At 62.7% G+C, this 21938-nt stretch carries 14 protein-coding genes and 1 riboswitch; of the genes, 13 read left to right on the forward strand and 1 reads right to left on the reverse strand.

Annotated elements, in window-relative coordinates; genetic code table 11:
* Positions 1 to 200 precede the first annotated feature (200 nt).
* The 7 genes from VFO93_RS08850 to VFO93_RS08880 all read left to right on the forward strand — a co-directional run bounded on the left by VFO93_RS08850 (position 201) and on the right by VFO93_RS08880 (position 8847).
* Positions 201 to 1475, forward strand: a complete 1275-nt coding sequence (locus tag VFO93_RS08850) for a TPR end-of-group domain-containing protein (RefSeq protein ID WP_325134002.1) — start codon at positions 201 to 203, stop codon at positions 1473 to 1475.
* Between the two features lie 49 nt (positions 1476 to 1524).
* Positions 1525 to 1711: riboswitch (cobalamin riboswitch) on the forward strand.
* A 177-nt stretch (positions 1712 to 1888) separates the two neighbouring features.
* Positions 1889 to 2305, forward strand: a complete 417-nt coding sequence (locus tag VFO93_RS08855; RefSeq protein ID WP_325134003.1) for an acyl-CoA thioesterase — start codon at positions 1889 to 1891, stop codon at positions 2303 to 2305.
* A gap of 90 nt (positions 2306 to 2395) precedes the next feature.
* Positions 2396 to 3886: a histidine ammonia-lyase gene (gene hutH / locus VFO93_RS08860; protein ID WP_325134004.1), complete on the forward strand. Its 1491-nt coding sequence runs from the start codon at positions 2396 to 2398 to the stop codon at positions 3884 to 3886.
* 161 nt (positions 3887 to 4047) lie between these two features.
* Entirely contained in the window at positions 4048 to 6072 is a 2025-nt protein-coding gene (locus VFO93_RS08865; RefSeq protein ID WP_325134005.1) for a gliding motility-associated C-terminal domain-containing protein, read from the forward strand.
* A gap of 17 nt (positions 6073 to 6089) precedes the next feature.
* Positions 6090 to 6596, forward strand: a complete 507-nt coding sequence (locus VFO93_RS08870; protein ID WP_325134006.1) for a phosphoheptose isomerase — start codon at positions 6090 to 6092, stop codon at positions 6594 to 6596.
* A gap of 158 nt (positions 6597 to 6754) precedes the next feature.
* Entirely contained in the window at positions 6755 to 8482 is a 1728-nt protein-coding gene (locus VFO93_RS08875) for a hypothetical protein (protein ID WP_325134007.1), read from the forward strand.
* Between the two features lie 188 nt (positions 8483 to 8670).
* Positions 8671 to 8847 carry a hypothetical protein gene (locus VFO93_RS08880; RefSeq protein ID WP_325134008.1) on the forward strand — a complete coding sequence of 59 codons (177 nt, stop codon included), beginning with the start codon at positions 8671 to 8673 and terminating at the stop codon, positions 8845 to 8847.
* Positions 8848 to 8854: 7 nt separating this feature from the next.
* On the opposite strand, the gene VFO93_RS08885 is transcribed toward VFO93_RS08880, so the two are convergent.
* Positions 8855 to 10036: a substrate-binding domain-containing protein gene (locus VFO93_RS08885; RefSeq protein WP_325134009.1), complete on the reverse strand. Its 1182-nt coding sequence runs from the start codon at positions 10034 to 10036 to the stop codon at positions 8855 to 8857.
* A gap of 309 nt (positions 10037 to 10345) precedes the next feature.
* Between VFO93_RS08885 and uxuA the strand changes: the two genes are divergently transcribed.
* The 6 genes from uxuA to VFO93_RS08915 all read left to right on the forward strand — a co-directional run bounded on the left by uxuA (position 10346) and on the right by VFO93_RS08915 (position 21931).
* Positions 10346 to 11575 (forward strand): mannonate dehydratase, encoded by a 1230-nt coding sequence (gene uxuA, locus VFO93_RS08890; protein WP_325134010.1) that lies wholly within the window; start codon positions 10346 to 10348, stop codon positions 11573 to 11575.
* A gap of 71 nt (positions 11576 to 11646) precedes the next feature.
* On the forward strand, positions 11647 to 13767 hold the full coding sequence (locus tag VFO93_RS08895) for an alpha-glucuronidase family glycosyl hydrolase (protein ID WP_325134019.1): 2121 nt from the start codon (positions 11647 to 11649) through the stop codon (positions 13765 to 13767).
* A 31-nt stretch (positions 13768 to 13798) separates the two neighbouring features.
* Complete coding sequence (locus tag VFO93_RS08900; protein WP_325134011.1) at positions 13799 to 14638, forward strand: glucose 1-dehydrogenase; 840 nt, start codon at positions 13799 to 13801, stop codon at positions 14636 to 14638.
* A gap of 79 nt (positions 14639 to 14717) precedes the next feature.
* Positions 14718 to 17876 (forward strand): TonB-dependent receptor, encoded by a 3159-nt coding sequence (locus VFO93_RS08905; RefSeq protein ID WP_325134012.1) that lies wholly within the window; start codon positions 14718 to 14720, stop codon positions 17874 to 17876.
* A 12-nt stretch (positions 17877 to 17888) separates the two neighbouring features.
* Entirely contained in the window at positions 17889 to 19847 is a 1959-nt protein-coding gene (locus tag VFO93_RS08910) for a RagB/SusD family nutrient uptake outer membrane protein (RefSeq protein ID WP_325134013.1), read from the forward strand.
* A 131-nt stretch (positions 19848 to 19978) separates the two neighbouring features.
* Positions 19979 to 21931, forward strand: coding sequence for a sialate O-acetylesterase (locus tag VFO93_RS08915; RefSeq protein ID WP_325134014.1), 1953 nt, complete (start codon positions 19979 to 19981; stop codon positions 21929 to 21931).
* The last annotated feature ends 7 nt before the right edge of the window (positions 21932 to 21938 follow it).

Consider the following 21938-nt stretch of genomic DNA (forward strand, 5'->3'; position numbering starts at 1 on the left):
AGTGAAGCATCTCTACCGCACTATCCAGGCTTGTCCAACGGTGCGGCAGAGATGCTTCACTGCGTTCAGCATGACAGACGTTATGCATGACGGGCGCTCTGCATGACAGACGGGCGAACCCAATTTCACTACCTTCACTACCTCGCCGTAACGAACCCGCCGCCCGCCCGGTACCCGTGCTATCCTTCCTTTTTTCTGCCATGAAATACGCCCTGCTCCTGCTGCTGTGGGTGGCCGCCCTGGTCGCCCCTGCCCAAATCCAGACCCGCGCCGACTCGCTCATCCGGCACGCTTCGGCAGTGAGCAAAACCAAGGACTACCCCCAGGCCATCGCGGCCTTCGAGCAGGTGGTGCGCGAGCCTTCGGCCAAGGCCTACTACAAGGCCGTGAGCTACTACAACATCGCCTGCTACTACGGCCTGCTCGGCCAGGCCGGCCCGGCCCGCGCAAACCTGAGCCGGGCCATCGAGGCGGGCTACACCAAGGCCGACCGCATCGCAGCGGATACCGACCTGAACTTGCTGCACACCGATAAACAGTGGCCCAAGCTGCTGGCCCGCGCCCGCACGCTGGAGGCTAACAACGTTATTCACCGGCCCGAGGACGTGAAGCTGGTCACGACCGACATCACCCACTTTTGGGCGGCCTACGCGGCGGCCCAGCGCGATACGGCGCACGCGGTGGCCATTTTTCGGCGCGAGTATTTCGACAAGGGCACGCCGGGGCTGCGCGACTACTCGCAGCTGAAAATGAAGAGCTACGCCGACTTTACGCACCGCATTCTGGCGCGGCCGCAGTACTACAATTCGATTAAGAAAACCACGCTGGCCATTGCCGACGAGAAGCCGCGTATCGTGGCGGCATTTCGGCGCTTTCAGGAGCTGTACCCGGCCGTGCGCTTCCAGAACGCCTATTTTGTGGTGGGCGGCTGGGTATCGGGCGGCACCGCCACCAGCGAGGGCCTGCTGCTGGGGGCCGACCAAACGGCCAACGGGCCAGGCGTGAACACCTCCGAGCTAAGCCTGCTACAGCGCAACCGCTGCGCCCAGGTAACGGATATGCCCAGCCTGCTGGTGCATGAGCTGGTGCACAGCAACCAGGGCCCGCAAAACGGCACCCTGCTCAGCTACGCCCTCAACGAAGGCATGGCCGACTTCGTGGCCGAGCTCGTGACCGGCAGCCTCGGCAACAACGCCCGCCTGCACCCCTACGGCGACGCCCACGAGCGCGAATTGTGGGCGGCATTCAAGCAGGAAATGAACGGCACCAACTCCGACAACTGGATAGCCAACGGCCGGCAGGAAACCTCCGAGAAACCCTGCGACCTGGGCTACTACGTGGGCTACCGCATCGTGCAGGCCTACTACCAGCAGGCGGCCGATAAGAAGGCGGCGCTGGCCCACATCCTTACCCTGCGCGACCCGCAGGCCTTCCTGGCCGAGAGCGGCTATGAGGCGGAACTGGCCCGGCGCTAGGCGCGGCGGCGGGCGCGGGCCTTACCTTTGGGGCATTCTTACCAGCAATTTTCGATTGCCGTAGCAAGGTTTTCGGGTAATACCGAAATTAATAAGGAACCGTGTGTGAATCACGGGCTGTCGCGCAACTGTAAGTGCCGCACGCAGCGTAGCCATCACCAGGCCATTGCCCACCGGGCGAGAAGGCCGGCTTCGCGGGCACAAGCCAGGAGACTTGCCTTGCTGCTACCACCGACACCGGCCCCCGCGCCCTGGGGCAGTAGTCTGGCTAAGCCGAATTGCGGCCGTAGTGCACCCTGGCTGGCCGCGTGGCCCGAGGCCAGCGCGTGCGCGCCGGCCGGCCGGCAAGTCGCTACTACTAAGGGCAATGGGCTGGCGGCGGAGCCGTCGAGCGTTGCGCTTTTCACCTCTTTATGCTCGCTTTAGAAACCCAGATTGCCCGCGCCGAAACGCGCATCTTCAAAGCCGTTTTCCCCAATACCACCAACCACTACGACACGCTGTTTGGCGGGGCCACGCTGATGCTGATGGACGAGGTAGCCTTCATCACGGCCACCCGATTTTCGCGCCTCAAGATGGTCACGGTGTCGTCCGACCGCGTCGATTTTACGCATCCCATTCCGGGCGGCACGCTGGTCGAATTGATTGGCAACGTGGTGCGCGTGGGCACCACCAGCCTGCAAGTGCGCGTCGAATTATTCGTCGAGCAGATGTACTCCGATGAGCGCTTGCTGGCCGTAACCGGGCTGTTCACCTTCGTGGCCGTGGATGAGCACCGCCGGCCCACGCCCCTGCGGCCGGTGGCCGAGCCCGTTGCGCGGACTTTGTAGTCCGCGGGCGTAAACGGGCAGGCGGACGCACCCAGCCGGTCGCGGACTACAAAGTCCGCGCAACTACGGCCCGCCGCTACTTTTGCGGCCATGCCGTTGCTCTCCCCTACCCAGCCCCTAACCCTGCCCGAACTGGCCGCCGCCCTGGCCAGCCGCGATGCCCTGCGCCTGCCCGCCGAGGCCGAAAGCCGCATCCAGCACTGCTACGATTACTTGCACGAGCGCCTCGGGGCCGCGCCCGACCAGCCGGTGTACGGCATCAATACAGGCTTCGGGTCGCTGTATAATGTGAGCATCGCGCCCGAGGCGCGGGCCCAGCTGCAAGCCAACCTGGTGATGTCGCACGCCTGCGGCACGGGGGCCGAAGTGCCCACCGAGCTGGTGCGCCGCATGCTGCTGCTAAAAGTGCAGAGCCTGAGCTACGGCCACAGCGGCGTGCAGGTAGCCACGGCCAAGCGCCTGCTCGACTTCTTCAACCGCGACGTGTGGCCGGTGGTGTACGAGCAGGGCAGCCTGGGCGCGAGCGGCGACCTGGCCCCGCTGGCCCACCTGTGCTTGCCGCTGCTGGGCTTGGGCGAGGTCAACTACCAGGGCTACCGCCTGGCGGCAGCCGATGTGCTGAGCCTCTTTGGCTGGGAGCCGCTGAAACTACAAGCTAAAGAAGGCTTGGCGCTGCTCAACGGCACCCAATTCATGCTGGCCTACGCCACCGAGGCGCTGGAGCGCACCCAGCGCCTGCTCGATGCAGCCGACGTCATCGGGGCGATTTCGACGGAGGCGTTTGGGGGGCACGTGCAGCCCTTTTTGGCCCCGCTGCACCGGGTGCGGCCCCACGCCGGGCAGGTGCGGGTGGCCGAGCGGCTGCGCGCGCTGCTGGCCGGCTCCGAGCTGCAAGCCCGCGACCGCTATGCCCTGCAAGACCCGTACTCGTTTCGGTGCCAGCCGCAGGTGCACGGCGCCAGCCGCGACGCGGTGGCCTACGTGGCCAACACAATCGAAATCGAGTGCAATTCGGTAACGGACAACCCCAATATTTTCCCGGAGGAAGACGCGATTCTGAGCGGGGGTAATTTTCACGGGCAGCCGCTGGCGTTGGCGCTCGACCACCTGGCGCTGGCCGTGGCCGAGTTGGGTAGCATTTCGGAGCGGCGCACGTTTCAGCTCATTTCGGGGCAGCGCGGGCTGCCGGCTTTCCTGGTGGCCGAGCCGGGGCTGAACTCGGGCTTTATGATACCGCAATACACGGCTGCGGGCATCGTGAGCCAGAACAAGCAGCTGTGCACGCCCGCCAGCGCCGACAGCATCACGAGCAGCAACGGCCAGGAAGACCACGTGAGCATGGGTGCCAACGCCGCCACCAAGGCCCGCCGCGTGGTCGAAAACGTGGAGCAGGTGCTCGGCATTGAGCTATTCACCGCCGCCCAGGCCCTCGACCTGCGCCGCCCCCACCGCAGCAGCCCCGCCCTCGAAGCCGTGGTGGCCGCCTTCCGCGAGCACGTGGCCTTCGTGCCGCGCGACCGGGTATTGGCCCCCGACCTGCACCGCGCCGCCCGCTTCGTGCGCGAGTACGCCTGGGAATAGACGGTTTTCGCGCAGTGTTGCGGGGTGTTAAAGCGCAGTATTTCGCAGTGTTCTTACCGAATGACACTGCGGAACCTTGCGTTTTAACACCCCGCAACACTGCGCGAAAATCATCCGGGCTACGTTACTCCGCACACTAGCTGCGTAATTTGGCTTCGCCTATGAAAATATTCTTCGCTTTTTTAGGACTGCTACTCGCTACGCTGAGCACGCACGCCCAAACGGCCTGCCCTACGCCGCCGCCCGCGGGCTGCCCGCAGCCCTTCCGGGTGGTCGATGCCGGCACGGGGCTGGAAGTAACCGTGCTGCAAGTGGGCTGCCCGGTGCGCTTTGAGCAAAACTGCGGGCGTGTGACGGCCCCGGCCCTGCTTTATTATCAAGTAGTGAAGGGCACCAACGCCATCCCGACGAACTGCCTACCCACCACCACGGCGGGCGTCGTGACCTACACGCCCACCGCCGCCGACGTGGGGCCGGTGACGGTGTTTGAGCTGTCGAACCCCGCGCCGCCCTCCACGGCGGGCGGCGTGGCCTACATCCGCAACTACACGGTCGTCAACCCCGCGCCGCCCGCCTTCACGGTAGCGGCCTGCGCCGGCAATACGGCCCTCGTTACCCTCACCAGCCCGGTGTACAGCGCCTACGCGGTGCAAGTGAATGGTGGCGCGGCGCAGCCGTTCACCTCCTCGCTCACCGTCGGCATCACGCCGGGCGGGGCCAATACCTTCGTGGTAACCGGCAACCCTGGCAGCTCGTGCCCCCAAAGCGCCACCCAAACCGTAACCCTACCGGTGGCTCAAACGCCGGTTTTCACGCGCCTCACGCGCACGGGCACGGCCGCCGCAGGCGGCGCGGCCACCCTGGATTTCAGCCAGGTGCCCGCCGGGTTTACCTACGCGCTGCAACTCGAAAACCCGGCCGCGCCCGGCACCTACGCCACCGTGGCCGGCACTACCGTAGCCCCGGCGGCGGGCGGCAATACGGCCACCGCCACCCTGGCCGCCGCCCAGGGCCGCTACCGCCTGCTGCGCACCGATGCCTGCGGCAATACTGCACCGTCCAACTCAGTCAGTACGCTGGGGCTGGCTGGCACGGCCGCCAACGGCCGCAATACGCTGACCTTTGCGCCCTTCGCAGCGGCTGATGTTACGAGTTATACTCTCACCCGCACTCCCGGCAATCTCTCAGTGCCGCTGCCCGCCTCGGCCACCAGCTACGACGACGCGGCCGTGCAGTGCGGCACGGCCTACACCTACCGCCTCACAGCCACGCTGGCGGGCGGCGGCCAAACCGTATCAAACACGCTGGCCCTCACGGCCCAATCGACTACCCCGCCGCCCGCGCCGATGGTCGTGCCGTCGTTCGACCTCACCAACTACGTGGTGCTCACGGCCACGCCGGGCACGGGCGCGGCTTTTGGGCCGGGCGGGCAAGTGCTCATCAGCCGGCAGGGCGGCGGGGGCAATTTTGCCTTTGCGCCGCTGCGCACGGGCACGGCGGGCCTGCCGCGCCGCGTGCTGCGCGACTCTATTTTATCGACCTTGCCCACCGTGGCCCCGTGCTACTCGGCCGTGGTGCGCGACACCTGCGGCAATACCTCGCCCACCGGCCCCAGCAGTTGCCCGGCCTTATTGAGCGTAACGACTACCGACCCCGACGGCCTCACGGCCCAGCTGAGCTGGACGGCCTTTCAGGGGCCGGGCAGCCCGGCCGCGCCGGTGGTGTATCGGGTGCTCACCATCGCGGCCGATGGCACGGTGCTGGCTGCCACCGGGCTGTTTAGCAGCCTCACTTATATTGACATAGCCCCGCCCACCGACCGCCAGATTTTGCGCTACCGCGTAGAGGCGCGCGGCGGCGGGCTGCCGGTAGGCACCTCCAGCTACTCCAACGTAGCTACCCTCGTGCGCCGCCCGCGCCTGGTGATGCCCACCGCCTTTACGCCCAATGGCGATGGGCTCAACGACGTATTGGAGCTCAAGGGTAGATATTTGCAAAACTTTGTTTTCATCGTTGTTGACCGCAACGGCCAGGAAGTTTTTCGCGCCACCGACCGCACCCAAACCTGGGATGGCACTACCAAGGGCCGCGCCCCGGTAAACGGGGCCTACGTGTGGCGCTTCGACCTGACCGGCGAAGACAACCAGCCCTTCCGCCAAACCGGCACCATTACTATCCTCCGATAACCACTCTTCTCCCTCCTATGCCTGACCAAGACACTCAAAAACAGTCTCATTTTCAAGAAATTGCCGCCCAGCTAACCCAGCAGGGCTTCACGGTGGCGCAGCAAGACAGCTCGCGCCCCTGGGGCGGCTTTTTCGTAATTGACGAAAGCCAGGCTCAGCAGTTTGCCGACCAGTACTTTGATGGCCGCTCGGTCGACGAGCTGCGCATCTCGGGCAAGCTCAGTCCCAAAATGCTGCTCGTGGCCCCGCACCAGCGCCTGAGTTGGCAGTACCACTTTCGCCGCGCCGAAATCTGGAAGGTAGTGCAAGGCCCCGTGGGCATCGCCACCAGCCCCACCGATGCCGAGGGCGAAGTAAAAACCTACGAGCCCGGCGCGCTCATCGTGCTCAAGCAAGGCGAGCGCCACCGCCTAGTGGGCCTCGACGGCTGGGGCGTGGTGGCCGAAATCTGGCAGCATACCCACGAAACGCACCCTTCTGACGAAGACGACATCGTGCGCGTGCAGGATGATTTTGGCCGCTAGGAGCGCCGCACTACTTTAAATCTGACGTATTTCGCGCAGTGTTTCGCAGGGTTAAAACGCAGGGTTCCGCAGTGTACTTTTCAAAAACAACACTGCGAGACCCTGCGTTTTAACCCTGCGAAACACTGCGCGAAACTCTTTTCACCTATTCCCAACTCATGCCCGCATCCAGCATTTCCCCCGCCACCTACCACCTGGGCCAGTACCAGGACGCCATCACGGCCGAAATCAACGAGCTGAACAACAAGAATTTCACCGCCGGCTTCTGGCAAAAGCAAGCCGACCTCTGGACCGACAGCGCCGAGGGCCAGGAAAGCATCCGCAGCTACATGGGCTGGCTGCGCGTGGCCGAAACCATGCAGCAGGCCGTGCCCGAAATCACGGCCTTCGTGCAGGAAGTGAAGCAGGCCGGCTTCGAGCACGTGGTCGTGATGGGCATGGGCGGCAGCACCATGGCCCCGATTGTGTTCGAGAAGTCGTTTCCGGCCGGCCAAGGCTTGCCCGTGTCGGTGCTCGACACCACCGACCCCGGCACCGTGCAGCAGATTGAGCAGTCGGTGCCGCTGGAGAAAACGCTGTTTATCGTGGCCAGCAAGTCGGGCACCACGGCCGAGCCGCTGGCCTTCGGTGACTACTTCTACGCCAAGCTGAAGGAGCTGAAAGGCGACAAGGCCGGCGAAAATTTCGTGGCCATCACCGACCCCGGCTCCAAGTTTGTGACCAACGCCACCAACGAGGGCTACCGCAAGATTTTCCTGAACTTTGCCGAGGTGGGCGGGCGCTTTTCGGCCCTCACGTACTTCGGACTGGTGCCAGCCGCGCTCTACGGCATCGACATTGCGGCGCTGCTCGACCGCGCCGTGGCCATGATGCAGGCCTGCGGCAGCGACGGCGAAGTGCAAGACAACCCCGGCCTGAAGCTGGGCGCCACGATGGGCGTGCTCTCGAAAGAAGGCCGCGACAAGCTGACGCTGGTAGTGCCCGACAAGCTGCACGACCTGGGCCTCTGGCTGGAGCAGCTGCTGGCCGAAAGCACGGGCAAAGAAGGCAAAGGCGTACTGCCCGTGGCCGGCGAGCCCCTGGGGGCGCCCGAGGTCTACGGCCACGACCGCCTCTTCGTGTATGTGGGCTACGAGGACACGCCCGACCAGGAAAACCGCCAGAAGCTGCAAGCCTTGCAGGACGCCGGCCACCCCGTCGTAACCATCCTGATGAAGGAGCCGCTCGACCTCGGGGCCGAGTTTTTCCGCTGGGAAGTGGCCACCGCCGTGGCTGGCGCGGTGCTGCGCATCAACCCCTTCGACCAGCCCAACGTGCAGGAAAGCAAAACCGCGACCGACCGCGTGATGAAGGTGGTGCAGGAGCAAGGCCACCTGCCCGCCGGCCCCGCCGCCGCCGCCGAGGCCGATGGCGTTTCGTACTTCACCGACGCCAAAGGCGACGGCGCAGTGGGTACGCTCAAGGCGTTTTTTGCCCAGGCCAAAGCCGGCGACTTCGTGAACCTGCAAGCCTACCTCACCGAGTCGGACGCCATCACGGCCGAGCTGCAGGAGTTCCGCAAGCTGGTGCAGGAGCACCTGCATATCGCCACCACCTCGGGCTACGGGCCGCGCTTTTTGCACTCGACGGGGCAGTACCACAAGGGCGGGCCCAACACGGGTTTGTTCGTGCAGTTCACGCACCAGAGCCCGGTGGAGCTGCCGCTGCCCGGCCGCTCCTACTCGTTTGGCACCTTCGAGAATGCCCAGGCCCAGGGCGACCTGGAGACCTTGCAACAGTACGAGCGCCGCACGCTGCACATCGACCTCGGCGGCGACGCTGAGGCCAGCCTGCCCAAGGTAGTAGCTGCGTTGAAAGAAGCGCTGGCGCAGGCCAAAGCCGTGTAAACTCAGGCTAGCTTTGAGGCCTAAAAGCCCCCGCTACCTTCTCCGCTAAGCGGAGAAGGTAGCGGGGGCTTTTTTCTTGAAAGGGCTCCGCTTGCTCCCTGTTTCCGCCCCAGGGGCGGCGGGCGGCCGCCACAACCAATGGAAACAACCTACCGTTTAGCGCTTGTTCAACCAGCCCCCCTTGCGCCGTGAAAGCCACCGAAATACTTGTCCGGCAAGACCGGGTCGTGTACATCCTGATGGTGCTGGTAGCCAGCCTGGGTTTGCTGTGGAGCTTCTGGCAGCACCAGCACCCGGCCGGTGATGTAGCGCCCCAGCCACTGCCGGGGCGGGCGGCCCACCAGGCCACCGTGCTGCGGCGCTAACCCCGTACTAAGCCGGCCAAGCCGCCAGGTGCCCGTGCCCTTTCAGCGACGACTGCCGGATGATGAGGTCGCCGGCAATGACGCAGGTGCGGGGCACAAAATTTTCTTTTTGAGCCATTTGCTCCAGAAATAAGCTCGCCGCCTGCTGCCCAATGCGGTACGGGTGCAGGTCGACGGTAGTGAGGCCAGGCTCGATGAGACTGGCCAGAAACTCGTCGCCGAAGCCCACGATGGCCATGTCTTCGGGCACCCGCAGGCCGCGCTTTTTAAGGGCCAGTAGCAGGTCGAAGGCGTTGGTGTAGTTGATGGCAAAAATGGCGTCGGGCGGCTCGGGCATCGCCAGCCAGGTATCGAGGCAGGCCTCGGCCGAGGCCGTACGGAAATCGATGTGCACCTGCAAAGCATCCTCAATAGGCAGGCCGTGCCGGCGCAGGGCGCTGAGGTAGCCCGCCTGCCGCTGCCGGCTGATGAGCAGCGACGGCGGCCCCGCCAGGATAGCAATGCGTCGGCAGCCCTGTTCAATGAGGTGCTCGGTCACGTTGTAGGCGCCCAGCCGGTCATCGAGAATGACCTTGGCGCTGTTGACCTCGTTGCACACCCTATCGAAATGCACCACCGGAATGCCGCGCCGTGCGGGGTCTTTCACGTGGTCGAAGTTTTCGGTTTCGCGCGAGTGGCAGATGAGCAGGCCATCTACCCGACTGGCTATCAGCGCCTGCACGTTGCTCACCTCGGCCTGGTACGACTCTTTCGACTGGCAAATCATGACCCGGTAGCCGGCCTCGGTGGCTATCTGCTGGATGCCGCTGACGGCGGTGGCAAAAAACGGCCGCTCGATGTCGGGTATCACCACCCCGATGGTCGAGGTAGCGCGGCTCTTGAGGCTCTGGGCCAGCAGGTTGGGCTGGTAGTCAAGCTGCCGGGCCACCTCCAGAATAGCCTGCCGGGTAGTGGCGCTGATGTCGGAGTGCCCGTTCAAGGCCCGCGACACCGTGGAGAGCGCCACGCCCACCTGCTTGGCCACGTCGGCAATGGTGGCCTGGCGGCGGCGGCGCTCGGCGGGGTTGGGGGCTGGCCGCTCCTGGGTGAAATGGTACTCGCAGCTTTTGCAATAATAGCGCTGGCGGCCCCGCACAAAACCGGCTTTCATCACCTCATCGGGCAGGCTGCATTTAACACATTTTATCATTGGGTGGGGGAAAGAAAGAAGCTGGATAATGCGAAGGAAATGCCGCCGCCAAAGCGAGGATAAGCGAATGTACACCCCGAAAAAATATTTTCAAGCTGAAACACTATCGGAAACGTTTGCGAAAACGATACCGATAGTTTTTGTTTGAAAGTGAATTGGAAACTAAGTTTTTGGCGGTGCTATCGGAAGGTTTCCGCCTGTACATTTGAATCATGTTACGCCAATGCTACCTGAAGTAAGTATTTACTTACCGCTTGAACAACAAAGCTTAGGCGAGTTCATAAATAGTATTATCCCATGCTGCACACCATGCGCTGGTTCGGGCCCAACGACCCGGTTTCACTTTTCGACATTCGCCAGGCCGGCTGCGCCGGGGTCGTGACGGCCCTGCACCAGCTGCCCGTGGGCGCGGTGTGGCCGGTAAGCGAAATTCAGGCCCGGCAGCAGCTCGTGGAGGCCGATAATGCTACCCATTCGCCCCTGCACTGGGCGGTGGTAGAGAGCCTGCCGGTACACGAAGACATCAAGAAAGGCCGCCCCGCCCGCGAGCAGCTCATTGCCAATTATCAGCAGAGCCTGCGCAACCTGGCGGCCTGCGGCATCCGCACGGTGTGCTACAACTTCATGCCCGTGCTCGACTGGTCGCGCACCAACCTGCACTACGAAATGCCCGACGGCAGCCGCGCTCTGCGCTTCGTGTGGCAGGATTTTGCCGTGTTTGACTTGTGCATTCTCAAGCGCCCTGGCGCTGAGGCCGACTACGAGCCCGCCGTGGCCGAGGCCGCACGCCAGCAGTTTGCCGGCATGAGCGCCGAGCAGGTGGCCGAATTGACTAACACCACGCTGCTGGGCTTGCCCGGCTCGGAAGAAGCCTTCGAGCTGAGCAGCTTTCAGGCCTACCTCAACGAGTACAAAGCCATCGATGCGACAACTCTCACGGCCAACCTGCACTACTTCATTCAGCAGGTAGCGCCGGTGGCCGAGGAAGTGGGCATCGGGCTCTGCATTCACCCCGACGACCCGCCCTTCCCGCTGCTGGGCTTGCCCCGCGTGGTGAGCACCGAGGCCGACCTGGCCGGCCTGCTCGCCGCCTGCGACGTGCCGGCCAACGGCCTCACCTTCTGCACCGGCTCGCTGGGCGTGCGGCCCGATAATAATTTGGCGGGCATGGTGGAACGTTTTGGGCCTCGCATTCACTTTGTGCATTTGCGCACCACTAAGCGCGAGGACAACCCACGTAACTTTCACGAGGCCGCCCATTTGGCCGGCGACGTGGACATGTACGCCGTGGTGCGGGCGCTGGTGCAGGAAGAGCAGCGCCGCGAAGCCGCCGGCGACGCCCGCCCGCCGCTGCCCATGCGCCCCGACCACGGCCACCAGATGCTCGACGACCTGAACAGCGCCAAAAAGACTTACCCCGGCTACTCAGCCATCGGCCGCCTCAAAGGGCTGGCCGAGCTACGCGGCCTCGAGTACGGCGTGCGCCGCGCGCTGACCGAAGCTACTGCTGCCAACCAGCAGCTGGTAGCCATCCACTAGTTACTACTTACTGGTTAGCAGTTCGCTGCTAATCAGCTTCTCTTTTGCTCTCCTTCCCCACCCATCCCGCCATGTTGCTGCGCAACGTGTTTCTGCTTTTTGTACTGACTGTGGCCGCCGCTGCCCCCACCCGGGCCGACGACGGCTACCGGCTGTGGCTGAAGTACGACCGCGTGGCCGACGCGGCGGCGCGGCAGCAGTACCTGCGCAGCGCGCAGTTTATCGCTAGCCCCGGCACTTCGCCCACGCTGCGGGCGGCCAGCAGCGAATTGCAGCGCGGGCTAAGCGGGCTGCTGGGCCAGGCGGTGCCGGTAGTGGCCACGGCGGGTAGCCGCACGGGCGGCGTGGTGCTGCGCGTAGACGCGCAAGCCAGCGCCAACGGGCAGCCGCTGAAGGCTGAGGGCTACCGCATTTTCTCGGAGAAAAACAACCTAGTTATCACTGGCCGCACCGACCGGGCAGTGCTCTACGGGGCCTTCGCGCTGCTGCGGCAGGTGCAGACGCGCCAGCCGCTGGCGGGGCTGAGTATCAGCAGCAACCCGCGCATCGGCTACCGGATGCTTAATCACTGGGACAACCAGAACGGCACCATCGAGCGCGGCTACGCGGGCTCCAGTATCTGGCAGTGGTACCAGTTGCCCGAGGGCCTCGACGCCCGCTACACCGATTACGCCCGCGCCAATGCCTCGATTGGCATCAACGGCGTGGTTGTCAATAATGTAAACGCCAGCGCCCGCTACCTCACGGCCGAGTACATCGGCAAGGTGGCGGCGTTGGCGGGCGTGCTGCGGCCGTATGGGCAGCGCGTGTACCTGTCGGTGTTCTGGGCCGCGCCCAAGGTTATCGGCGGGCTGAATTCGGCTGACCCGCTCGACCCGCAGGTGAAGCAGTGGTGGGCCGCCAAGAGCGAAGAACTGTACAAGGCCATTCCCGATTTCGGCGGCTTTCTGGTGAAAGCTAATTCGGAAGGCGAGCCCGGCCCGCAGGACTACAACCGCACCCACGCCGACGGGGCCAATATGCTGGCCCAGAGCCTAGGTAGCCACGATGGCATCGTGATGTGGCGCGCTTTCGTGTACAAGGCTGGCACCGCCGACCGCTTCAAGCAGGCCTACGAGGAGTTTCAGCCTCTCGACGGCAAGTTTGACCCCAAGGTGCTGGTGCAGGTCAAGAACGGCCCGATTGATTTCATGGCCCGCGAGCCGTTTCACCCGCTGTTCGGGGCCATGCCTAAAACGCCGCTGGTGCTGGAAGTGCAACTGACGCAGGAGTACCTCGGCTTTGCTACTCACTTGGTGTACCTGGGGCCGCTCATCAAAGAAGTATTGGAAGCCGACACCTACGCCAAAGGCCCCGGCTCGACGGTGGCCAGGGTGGTAGATGGCACCGTGGACAACCACGCGCTGAGCGGCATCGCGGGCGTGGCCAACATCGGCTCGGACCGCAACTGGACCGGCAACCCGATGGGCCAGGCAAACTGGTACGCCTTTGGCCGCCTGGCCTGGGACCACACGCTGAGCCCCGCCGCCATCGCCAAGGAATGGACGCGCATGACGCTGACCACCGAGCCGGCCGCCGTGCAAACCATCGCCAACGTACTGAATAAGTCGCGCAACATCTACGTGCGCTACACCGTGCCGCTGGGCTTACACCACATTATGGGTGAGAGCATTCACTACGGACCGCAGCCCTGGCTGGCCAAGGCCGGCCGGCCCGACTGGACGGCGGTGTACTACCACCGGGCCGATTCCCTCGGCCTGGGCTTCGACCGCACGGCCACGGGTAGCAATGCGCTGGCCCTCTACAAACCAGAGGTGCAAAAGCAGTGGGGCAACGCCCAAACCTGCCCGCTCGACTACCTGCTCTGGTTTCACCACGTGGGCTGGAACCAGCGCCTGAGCACCGGCCGCACCCTCTGGAACGAGCTGGCTACCCGCTACTACACCGGCGCCGACTCGGTGCTGTGGATGCAAAAACAGTGGGCCCAGGTGCAGCCCCAGCTCGACCCTGCCCTGCACGCCGACGTAACGGCCCGCCTCCAAACCCAGCGCAAGGAAGCCCTGTGGTGGCGCGATGCCTGCGTGCTCTACTTCCAGAGCTTCGCCAAGCAGCCGATTCCGGCCCCGTTTGCGCCGCCTACGCGCACGCTGGATGATGTCAAGGAACTGGTGCGCATCTACCAGCTTCGCTAATCATTTATAAACTTATATATTTGTCACTCAAATGACTACTGCTGTACTTTCCTCCAACGGCCACTCTACCACCAACAGCGCGGCTGCGGCCGAAGCCGATGCGCAGCACCTAGGGTTGCAAGTGTTTTCGCTGGCTGGGCGGGTAGCGCTCATCACGGGCGGCGGCACGGGCATCGGCCTCGAAATAGCCCGCTGCATGGTGGCGGCCGGGGCCACGGTCATCATCACGGGCCGCCGCGAAAGCGTGCTGCAAGAGTCGGCCGCTGAGCTGGGTGAGAACGCGCACTTCGTGGTGAATGACGTGAGCGACCTCGGCGGCACCGATGCGCTGATTGAGCAGATTGAGGCTGAGCACGGCCCGCTTGATATTCTGGTCAACAACGCAGGCATCAACATGAAGAAGCCCGCGCTGGAAGTAACCGACGAGGATTTCAGCCGCATTATTCACACCAACCTCAATGCGGTTTTTGCGCTCACCCGCGCCGCCGGTCGGCGCATGGTGCCCCGCGGCCGCGGCACGATTATCATGATTTCGTCGATGGCCGCCTACTATGGCATCGACCGCGTGGTGGCCTACGCGGCCTCCAAGTCGGCCGTGGAAGGCATGGTGAAAGTGCTGGCCTCGGAGTTCTCGAAAGACGGCGTGCGCGTGAACGCCATCGCGCCCGGCTTTATCGAAACCGAAATGAGCCGCACGGCCATGAACTCGGACCCCGACCGCCGCGACCGCGCCATGCGCCGCACCCCGATGGGCAAATTTGGCAAGCCCTCCGACATCGGCCACGCGGCTGTTTTTCTGGCTTCGGAGGCGGCCCGCTACGTCACGGGCGCATCGCTGCCCGTTGATGGCGGCAATTCGATAGGATTTTAATACAGTAGCCGTTGCGCTTCGTCCCCGTCGGGGTTATTTTGCTTTACTTTCCACTTTTTATTTTTCAAACTTCCCACCCATGCATACACCCATACCTTCGTTTCGGCGGCTTAACAGCGCGAAATGGTCGCGGCTGGTGCCGCTTCTTCTACTAAGCGGGGGCCTTACCCCCCTACTGCCCCAAGCGGCCTACGCCCAAGTGGCGGGTGCCCACACGGTAAGCGGTAAGATTACCTCCGCCAATGGCGAAGGCATTCCGGGCGTGACGGTAGTGGTGAAGGGCACGACCACTGGCACGGCTACCGACGTGGACGGCAAGTACACCATCACCGTTCCCAACGACAATAGCGTGCTCGTGCTTAGCTCCGTTGGCTACACGAAGCAGGAAGTGACGGTGGGTAACCGCACCAGCATCAACCAGAGCCTGGAGGCCGAAAACCAGGCGCTGACCGAAGTGAAGGTAATCGGCTACGGCACGCAGCGGGCCGAAGCCGTAACGGGCTCGGTGGCGTCCATCAGCGGCGAAAACCTGCGCGAAGTGCCAGTGGCCAACATCGGGCAAGCGTTGCAGGGCCGCCTGCCGGGCGTGCAGATTTCCCAAAGCTCTTCCCAGCCAGGGGCCAGCCCGCAAATCCGCATCCGCGGCACGCGCTCGCTCACGGCCAGCAACGACCCGCTGGTAGTACTGGACGGGATTCCTTTCCCGGGCTCCATTGGGGACATTAATCCCAACGACATCCAGAGCGTTGACATTCTGAAAGATGCTTCGGCTACAGCCATCTACGGCTCACGCGGGGCCAACGGCGTGGTACTGGTAACGACTAAGGGCGGCAAAAAAGGGCAGAAGGCGCAAGTAAATTACAGCGGCTTTGTGGGAGTGAAAACCCTATTTGCCAAGTTCCCCATGATGAATGGACCCGAGTTTGTGGCGCTTCGCAAAGCCACGGCCTTGTACAACACTAGCGGACAGCCCTTGTACAGTAACACCCTCGACGAATCCAACGACGTAAATACTGACTGGCAGGACTTGCTGTACCGGACCGGTATTCAAAACAACCAAAACGTAGGCCTGAGCGGTGGTACGGAAAGCGGGCGGTATAATTTCAACGCCGGCTACTACAAAGAGCAAGGCGTAATCCCGACCCAGCAGTACACCCGCTTTTCTATGCGTGGTACGCTGGACCAAGCCGTTGGCAAGTACGTTCGCCTGGGCTTCACGACCAACAACACCTACAGCTTGTCGGAAGGTGGCAACGTGGGAGTGTACAGCTCCTTGACTTCGTCGCCAATTGCCAACCCCTACAACGCAGATGGTTCGCTGAAACGAGTCATCAAGATGCCGCTGGATGACCAGTGGGTAACCACCCGCAGCGTTATCGAGGCTAATCAGGACCGCTGGCTCAGCCAAACGCGCAGCTTTGCCACGTACAACGCCGTCTTCGGTGAGCTTAAAATCCCGGGCGTAGAAGGGCTGAAATACCGCATTAACCTGGGCGTAAACTACCGGCAGAGCCAAGGGGGTAGCTACACGGGGATAGGCATCAACGCGATTCCCGTAAACAACCCTGCCACGGCCTCCCTCAGCAACGCGGTTACGACGGACTACACCGTTGAAAACATTCTGTCCTACGACCGCACCTTTGGCGGGAAGCACAATATCAATGCGCTCGCCTTGTATTCTGCTTCCAGCAACGTCTACAACCAGTCGCAGATTGCGGGCCGGAATATTCCTTCCGATGCCTTCCAATTCTATAACATAGGCCTGGTGCCCTCCGATCAAATCACCGTAAACCCTAACAACCAGGTATATACTAAATTCGGCCTGCTGTCTTACATGGCGCGGGTGATGTACTCCTACGACGACCGCTACCTGCTCTCCGCGACCATCCGGTCGGACGGCTCGTCGCGCCTTGCCGAAGGCCACAAGTGGAATACCTACCCGGCCGTGTCAGTTGGCTGGAACGTAGCTAAAGAAAGCTTCATGCAGGGGGTGGAAGCCGTCAACATGCTGAAGCTGCGGGCGGGCTACGGCATCACGTCCAACCAATCGGTTGCGCCTTACTCTACCCTGGGCCTATTGGCTACCCGGCCCTATAACTTTGGCCCCACCGGCTACGATACGGGCCTGTTTGTGAGCCAGCTACCTAACCCCGCCCTGGGTTGGGAATACTCCAGAACGTGGAACTACGGGGTAGACTTTTCGCTCCTAAAAAACCGCATTTCCGGTTCCGTAGAGTACTACGTGACCAACACCCGTAACCTGCTGCTTGGGGTGGCACTGCCCCCAACCTCGGGGGTGAACAGCTACACGGCTAATATTGGCTCCACTCAAAATAAAGGCATCGAGCTTTCTTTGAACGGGGTAATTTTGGATAATGCTAATGGCTGGACCTGGGAAGCGGGCTTCAACCTGTATGCCAACCGCAACAAGATTACATCGCTGGCGGGCGAGCAGCAGCGTGACGAAGGCAACTGGTGGTTTGTGGGGCAGCCCATCAACGTAATCTACGATTACGAAAAAATAGGGCTGTGGCAAAAAGACGACCCCTACCGCACTATTCTTGAGCCATCTACCAACGCCGATGCCACCATTGGCATGATTAAGGTAAAATATACCGGCACGTACAACCCGGATGGCACCCCCACTCGCGCCATTGGCGCTGCCGATCGCCAGGTTATCGATACCAACCCCAACTTCCTGGGTGGTCTCAACACCCGGGTGGCGTACAAGGGCTTTGACTTGTCCGTTGTGGGTGTCTTCCAAAATGGTGGCCTGCTCAACAGCACCATATACGGCTCCGGCGGCTACCTCAACCTGCTGAACGGTCGCCGTGGCAACGTAAAAGTTGATTACTGGACGCCGGATAATACCGATGCCAAATTCCCGCGGCCCGGTAGCCTGGCAAGCGGCGACAACCCCAAGTATGCCTCTACGCTGGGCTACTTCGACGCCTCTTACCTCAAGGTGCGAACCATTTCGCTGGGCTATAACTTCCAGAACAGCGCGTGGCTGACGAAGGCCGGCATCAGCCGCCTGCGCCTGTACGTGACGGCGCAGAACCCCTTCGTCTTCTTCTCGCCCTACAAAAAGCAATCGGGCATGGACCCGGAAACCAACTCGAACGGCAACGAAAACGCAGCAGTACCCCTGGATTTCAACCTTCGCCGCATCCTGACGCTGGGCACCAATGCCCCGGCTACCCGCACCTTCCTCGGCGGCCTGGACCTCACTTTTTAAGCAGCGCTAGACATGAAACGTTTTAAGTTACAATTCTTAATTAGCACCGCCGCCCTCTCTCTGTCGGCGGCCGGGTGCAAGGACCTGCTGAATGAGCAGCCCCGCAGTACCTACGACCCTAGCTTCTTTAAAACGGAAAAGGGCGTACAAGGCGGCCTGACGGCGATGTACGCGCACTTGCGCGATACATACGGCCAGGCCTATTACTACAACGCCACCCTCACGGGCACCGATGAAGTAACCTACGGCCGGGATGCCGACGAAAACTTCCTGGCCATGGACCTCTCCGGTCGGACGCAACTCACCGCCAATAACAGCCGGGCGGATGCCTTGTGGGGCAGCGCTTTTCCGAATATCAACACCGCCAACGGCGTTATTGAGAATGCCAGCGCGGTAGGCACCATTTCGGCCGCCCTGGTGGCTGAGGCCCGGTTCTTCCGCGCTTTCGACTACTTCATGCTGGTGCAGACCTTCGGCGGAGTACCGCTGGATTTGGGCGCAGGCGAGTTGAAGTTCAATAACAATCCGGTTCGGACCTCCACCCGCAACACGGTACCCGAGGTGTATACCAAGGCTATTTTCCCCGACTTACTGCAAGCCGTCAACGACTTGCCGGTAAACCCGCGGGTAACGGGGGGTGTCACCAAAACGGTGGCCCGCCTGTACCTGGCCAAAGCCTACCTGACCTATGCCTGGTGGCTGGAAAACCCGAATAACATTCCGACTTACCCAGCCGCGCAGCGCACCGACCCGGCCGGCCGCACCGCCCAGTACTACTACCAGCAAGCCTACGATGTGGCTACGGCCGGCATCAACAGCCCTGGGCAGTATCGCTTGCAGAGCACGTACTACGATGTGAACGTCGCTACCAACGACCGTAACCCGGAGATAATGCTGTACGCGGACCACACCGAAAGCAGCGAGCTTTATAATGGCGGCAGCCTCACCTTTGGCAGCGGCGGGGCTCCCGACAACTTTGCCGGCTGGATGTTGACCTGGAACTACACCAACATCCGCAGTAATGGACAGTTTTCAACCGGGCCTGCTGCTTTTTCTTCTGTGCTGCGAGAAGCAGTTCAGCCGCTAGGCCGCCCCTGGACGCGCATGGCTCCGACCATTGGGGCCATTACGAACACCTTTGCTGACAAAACGAACGACTCCCGCTTCGACGGCACTTTTACCACGACCTATCGTGGTAACTGGAACAAAGGAGATGGTGCTAAGCCAACGGCTGCTACTAATGCCAATAATCTGTCGGTTTCTCCTGGCGATGCCATTCTGACCTTCCTTGGCTCGGAGCCCAGCACCGCAATTACCTACCCCAGCGGCCCAGGCGCGAGCAACATCGGGGCCGGCACGCTGCCCGGCCGGGCTGATTACGTCATCTCGCCGCTCGGCATCAGTCGTATCGTGTACCCGGGCCTGTGGAAGTTGGGACCCTACCGCACCGACAACGGCACGGGCCTGGGCCAGCCGAACGCCGGTAGCACGCGCCCCTTCAACATTGCCAAGTTTTCGGAGCTGTACTTTGTAGCAGCCGAAGCCGCCGTGAAGGGCGCTGCTCCCGCCTCCGGCCAAAGCGCCCGCGAACTGATTAACGTTATCCGCGCTCGCGCCGGCAAGTGGCGTTTCGACAACAACAACAACGTGGCCAAATCGCAGGACAACAGCGCGGCGATGGTGGCGGCTACCCCGAACACCATCGACATCAACTACATCCTGGCCGAGCGCTCGCGCGAGTACTTTGGCGAAGGTTACCGCTGGTTTGACCTGGTACGCACGCAGAAGTGGAACGAGCTGGCGGGTACCTACCAAATCGGCGGCACCAACTACGGCGACCACACCCCGGTTACCGTTACGCGCACCATTCAGCCGTATCACTACCTGCGTCCTATCCCGCAGCTCCAACTCGACCGCATGGACGTGGATGCCAGCGTGAAAGCCGCTTACCAGAACCCGAGCTACCAATAGCCTGGTGATAGAGCTGGGTACTGAAAAAGCCAGCTTTTGACTAAGAGTAAGAAGTAAGCCCCGATTTCGCCTCGAAATCGGGGCTTATTTATGAAGGGGTACTGCAAAAACACCGTTATCCTGCCAACGCTTTGACCTACAACGCACACTTCCTTTCTACGCTGGGGCTCTCGCTGGCGCTGCTCGCTACCGCCCCCGCTGCCCAGGCTACCGTGCGCCTGCCGCGCCTCGTGAGCGACGGCATGGTGCTACAGCGCGACACGCCCCTGCGGGTGTGGGGCTGGGCCGCGCCCGGCGAAAAGGTAGCCGTGAGCTTTCAGGGCAAAGCTTACACCGCCACCGCCAGCCCTAAGGGCGAGTGGCAGGTGCAGCTACCCGCCCAAAAGGCCGGTGGCCCCTACGAGTTGAAAATCGACGCTACCAACCACTTAGTAGTAAAGGATATTCTGGTGGGAGACGTGTGGCTGTGCTCGGGCCAGTCGAACATGGAAACGCCCATGAGCCGCGTGCGCGATAAGTACCCGCAGGAAGTGGCGCAGGCCAACAACCCGCGCATCCGGCAATTCGAGGTGCCGCTGACATATGCTTTCAACGGCTCCAAGGCTGACCTCACGGGCGGCAAATGGATAAGCACCACCCCCGAAAGCGTGCTGAAATTTTCGGCCGTGGGCTACTTCTTTGCCAAAGAGCTGCAAGCGAAGTACAACGTGCCCGTCGGCATCATCAAGGACGCCGTGGGCGGCTCGCCGGCCGAAGCTTGGCTGAGCGCCGACGCGCTCAAGCAGTTTCCGAAGTACGAGCAGCAGGTGGCACCCTACCGCGACAGCGTCTTCGTGGCTGGCACCCGGCAGCGTGAGGGCGCGGCCGTGGCCGATTGGTACAAGCGCCTGCACCAAGCCGACCAGGGCGAGCAGCCCGGCCAGCCCAAGTGGAGCGCCGCTACCTACGCCGCCACCGGCTGGGCCACCATGGCCGTGCCCGGCTACTGGGCTAGTCAGACGCCCCTAGGTATGGTAAATGGCGTAGTGTGGTTTAAGAAGGAAGTAGACGTGCCCGCCGCCATGGTAGGCCAGCCAGCCCGCCTGGAACTGGGCACGCTGGTCGATGCCGACTCGACCTACATCAACGGCCAGCTGGTGGGTACTACCGGCTACCAGTACCCGCCCCGCAAGTATGACTTCGGGCCGGGGGTGCTGAAGGCCGGGAAGAACATGATTACGGTGCGCCTCATCAGCAACGGCGGGCGCGGCGGCTTTACGATGGGCAAGGAATACCGCTTGGTGGCGGGCGGCCAGACCATCGACCTGAAAGGCGACTGGCAGTACAAGCTGGGCGCGACCATGCCGCCCACGCCGGGCACCACCACCTTCCAGTACCAGCCGGGCGGGCTCTTCAATGGTATGATAGCGCCCGTGCGGCCCTACGCCGTGAAGGGCGTGCTGTGGTACCAGGGTGAAAGCAACGCCGGCCGCCCCGACGATTACCAGGCCCTGCTCACTGGCCTCATCCAGGACTGGCGCAAGCAGCTCAATCAACCCGCGCTGCCCTTCATCTACGCGCAGCTGCCTAATTTCCAGGCCGTGCGTAAGGAGCCGAGCGAGAGCGGCTGGGCCGCCGTGCGCGACGCCCAGCGCCGTACGCTGGCCGTGCCCCACACCGGCATGGCCGTGCTACTCGACGTGGGCGAGTGGAACGACATTCACCCCTTGGACAAGCAGACGGTGGGCCACCGCCTAGCTTTAGCCGCCGAGAAGGTAGCCTACGGCGACGCCAAAACCGTGACCGCCGGCCCACTCTACCAATCAGCCAAAACGGTGGGCAACAAGGTGACGCTGACCTTTGCCAGCCCCGGCAGCGCCTTGGTGGCAAAAGGCGGCGGGCCGCTCACCGGCTTCGCCGTGGCGGGGGCCGATAAGAAATTTGTGTGGGCGCAGGCCCGCCTGGAAGGCGACAAAGTAGTGGTGTGGAGCGACCAGGTGCCCGCGCCCGTGACCGTGCGCTACGCCTGGGCCGACAACCCCGAGGGTGCCAACCTCTACAACCAGGCGGGCCTGCCGACATCCACCTTTACTACCGAGCGCTAATAGTTAA

Origin of the sequence: Hymenobacter sp. (assembly GCF_035709525.1) — a bacterium.
GTDB lineage: Bacteria > Bacteroidota > Bacteroidia > Cytophagales > Hymenobacteraceae > Hymenobacter.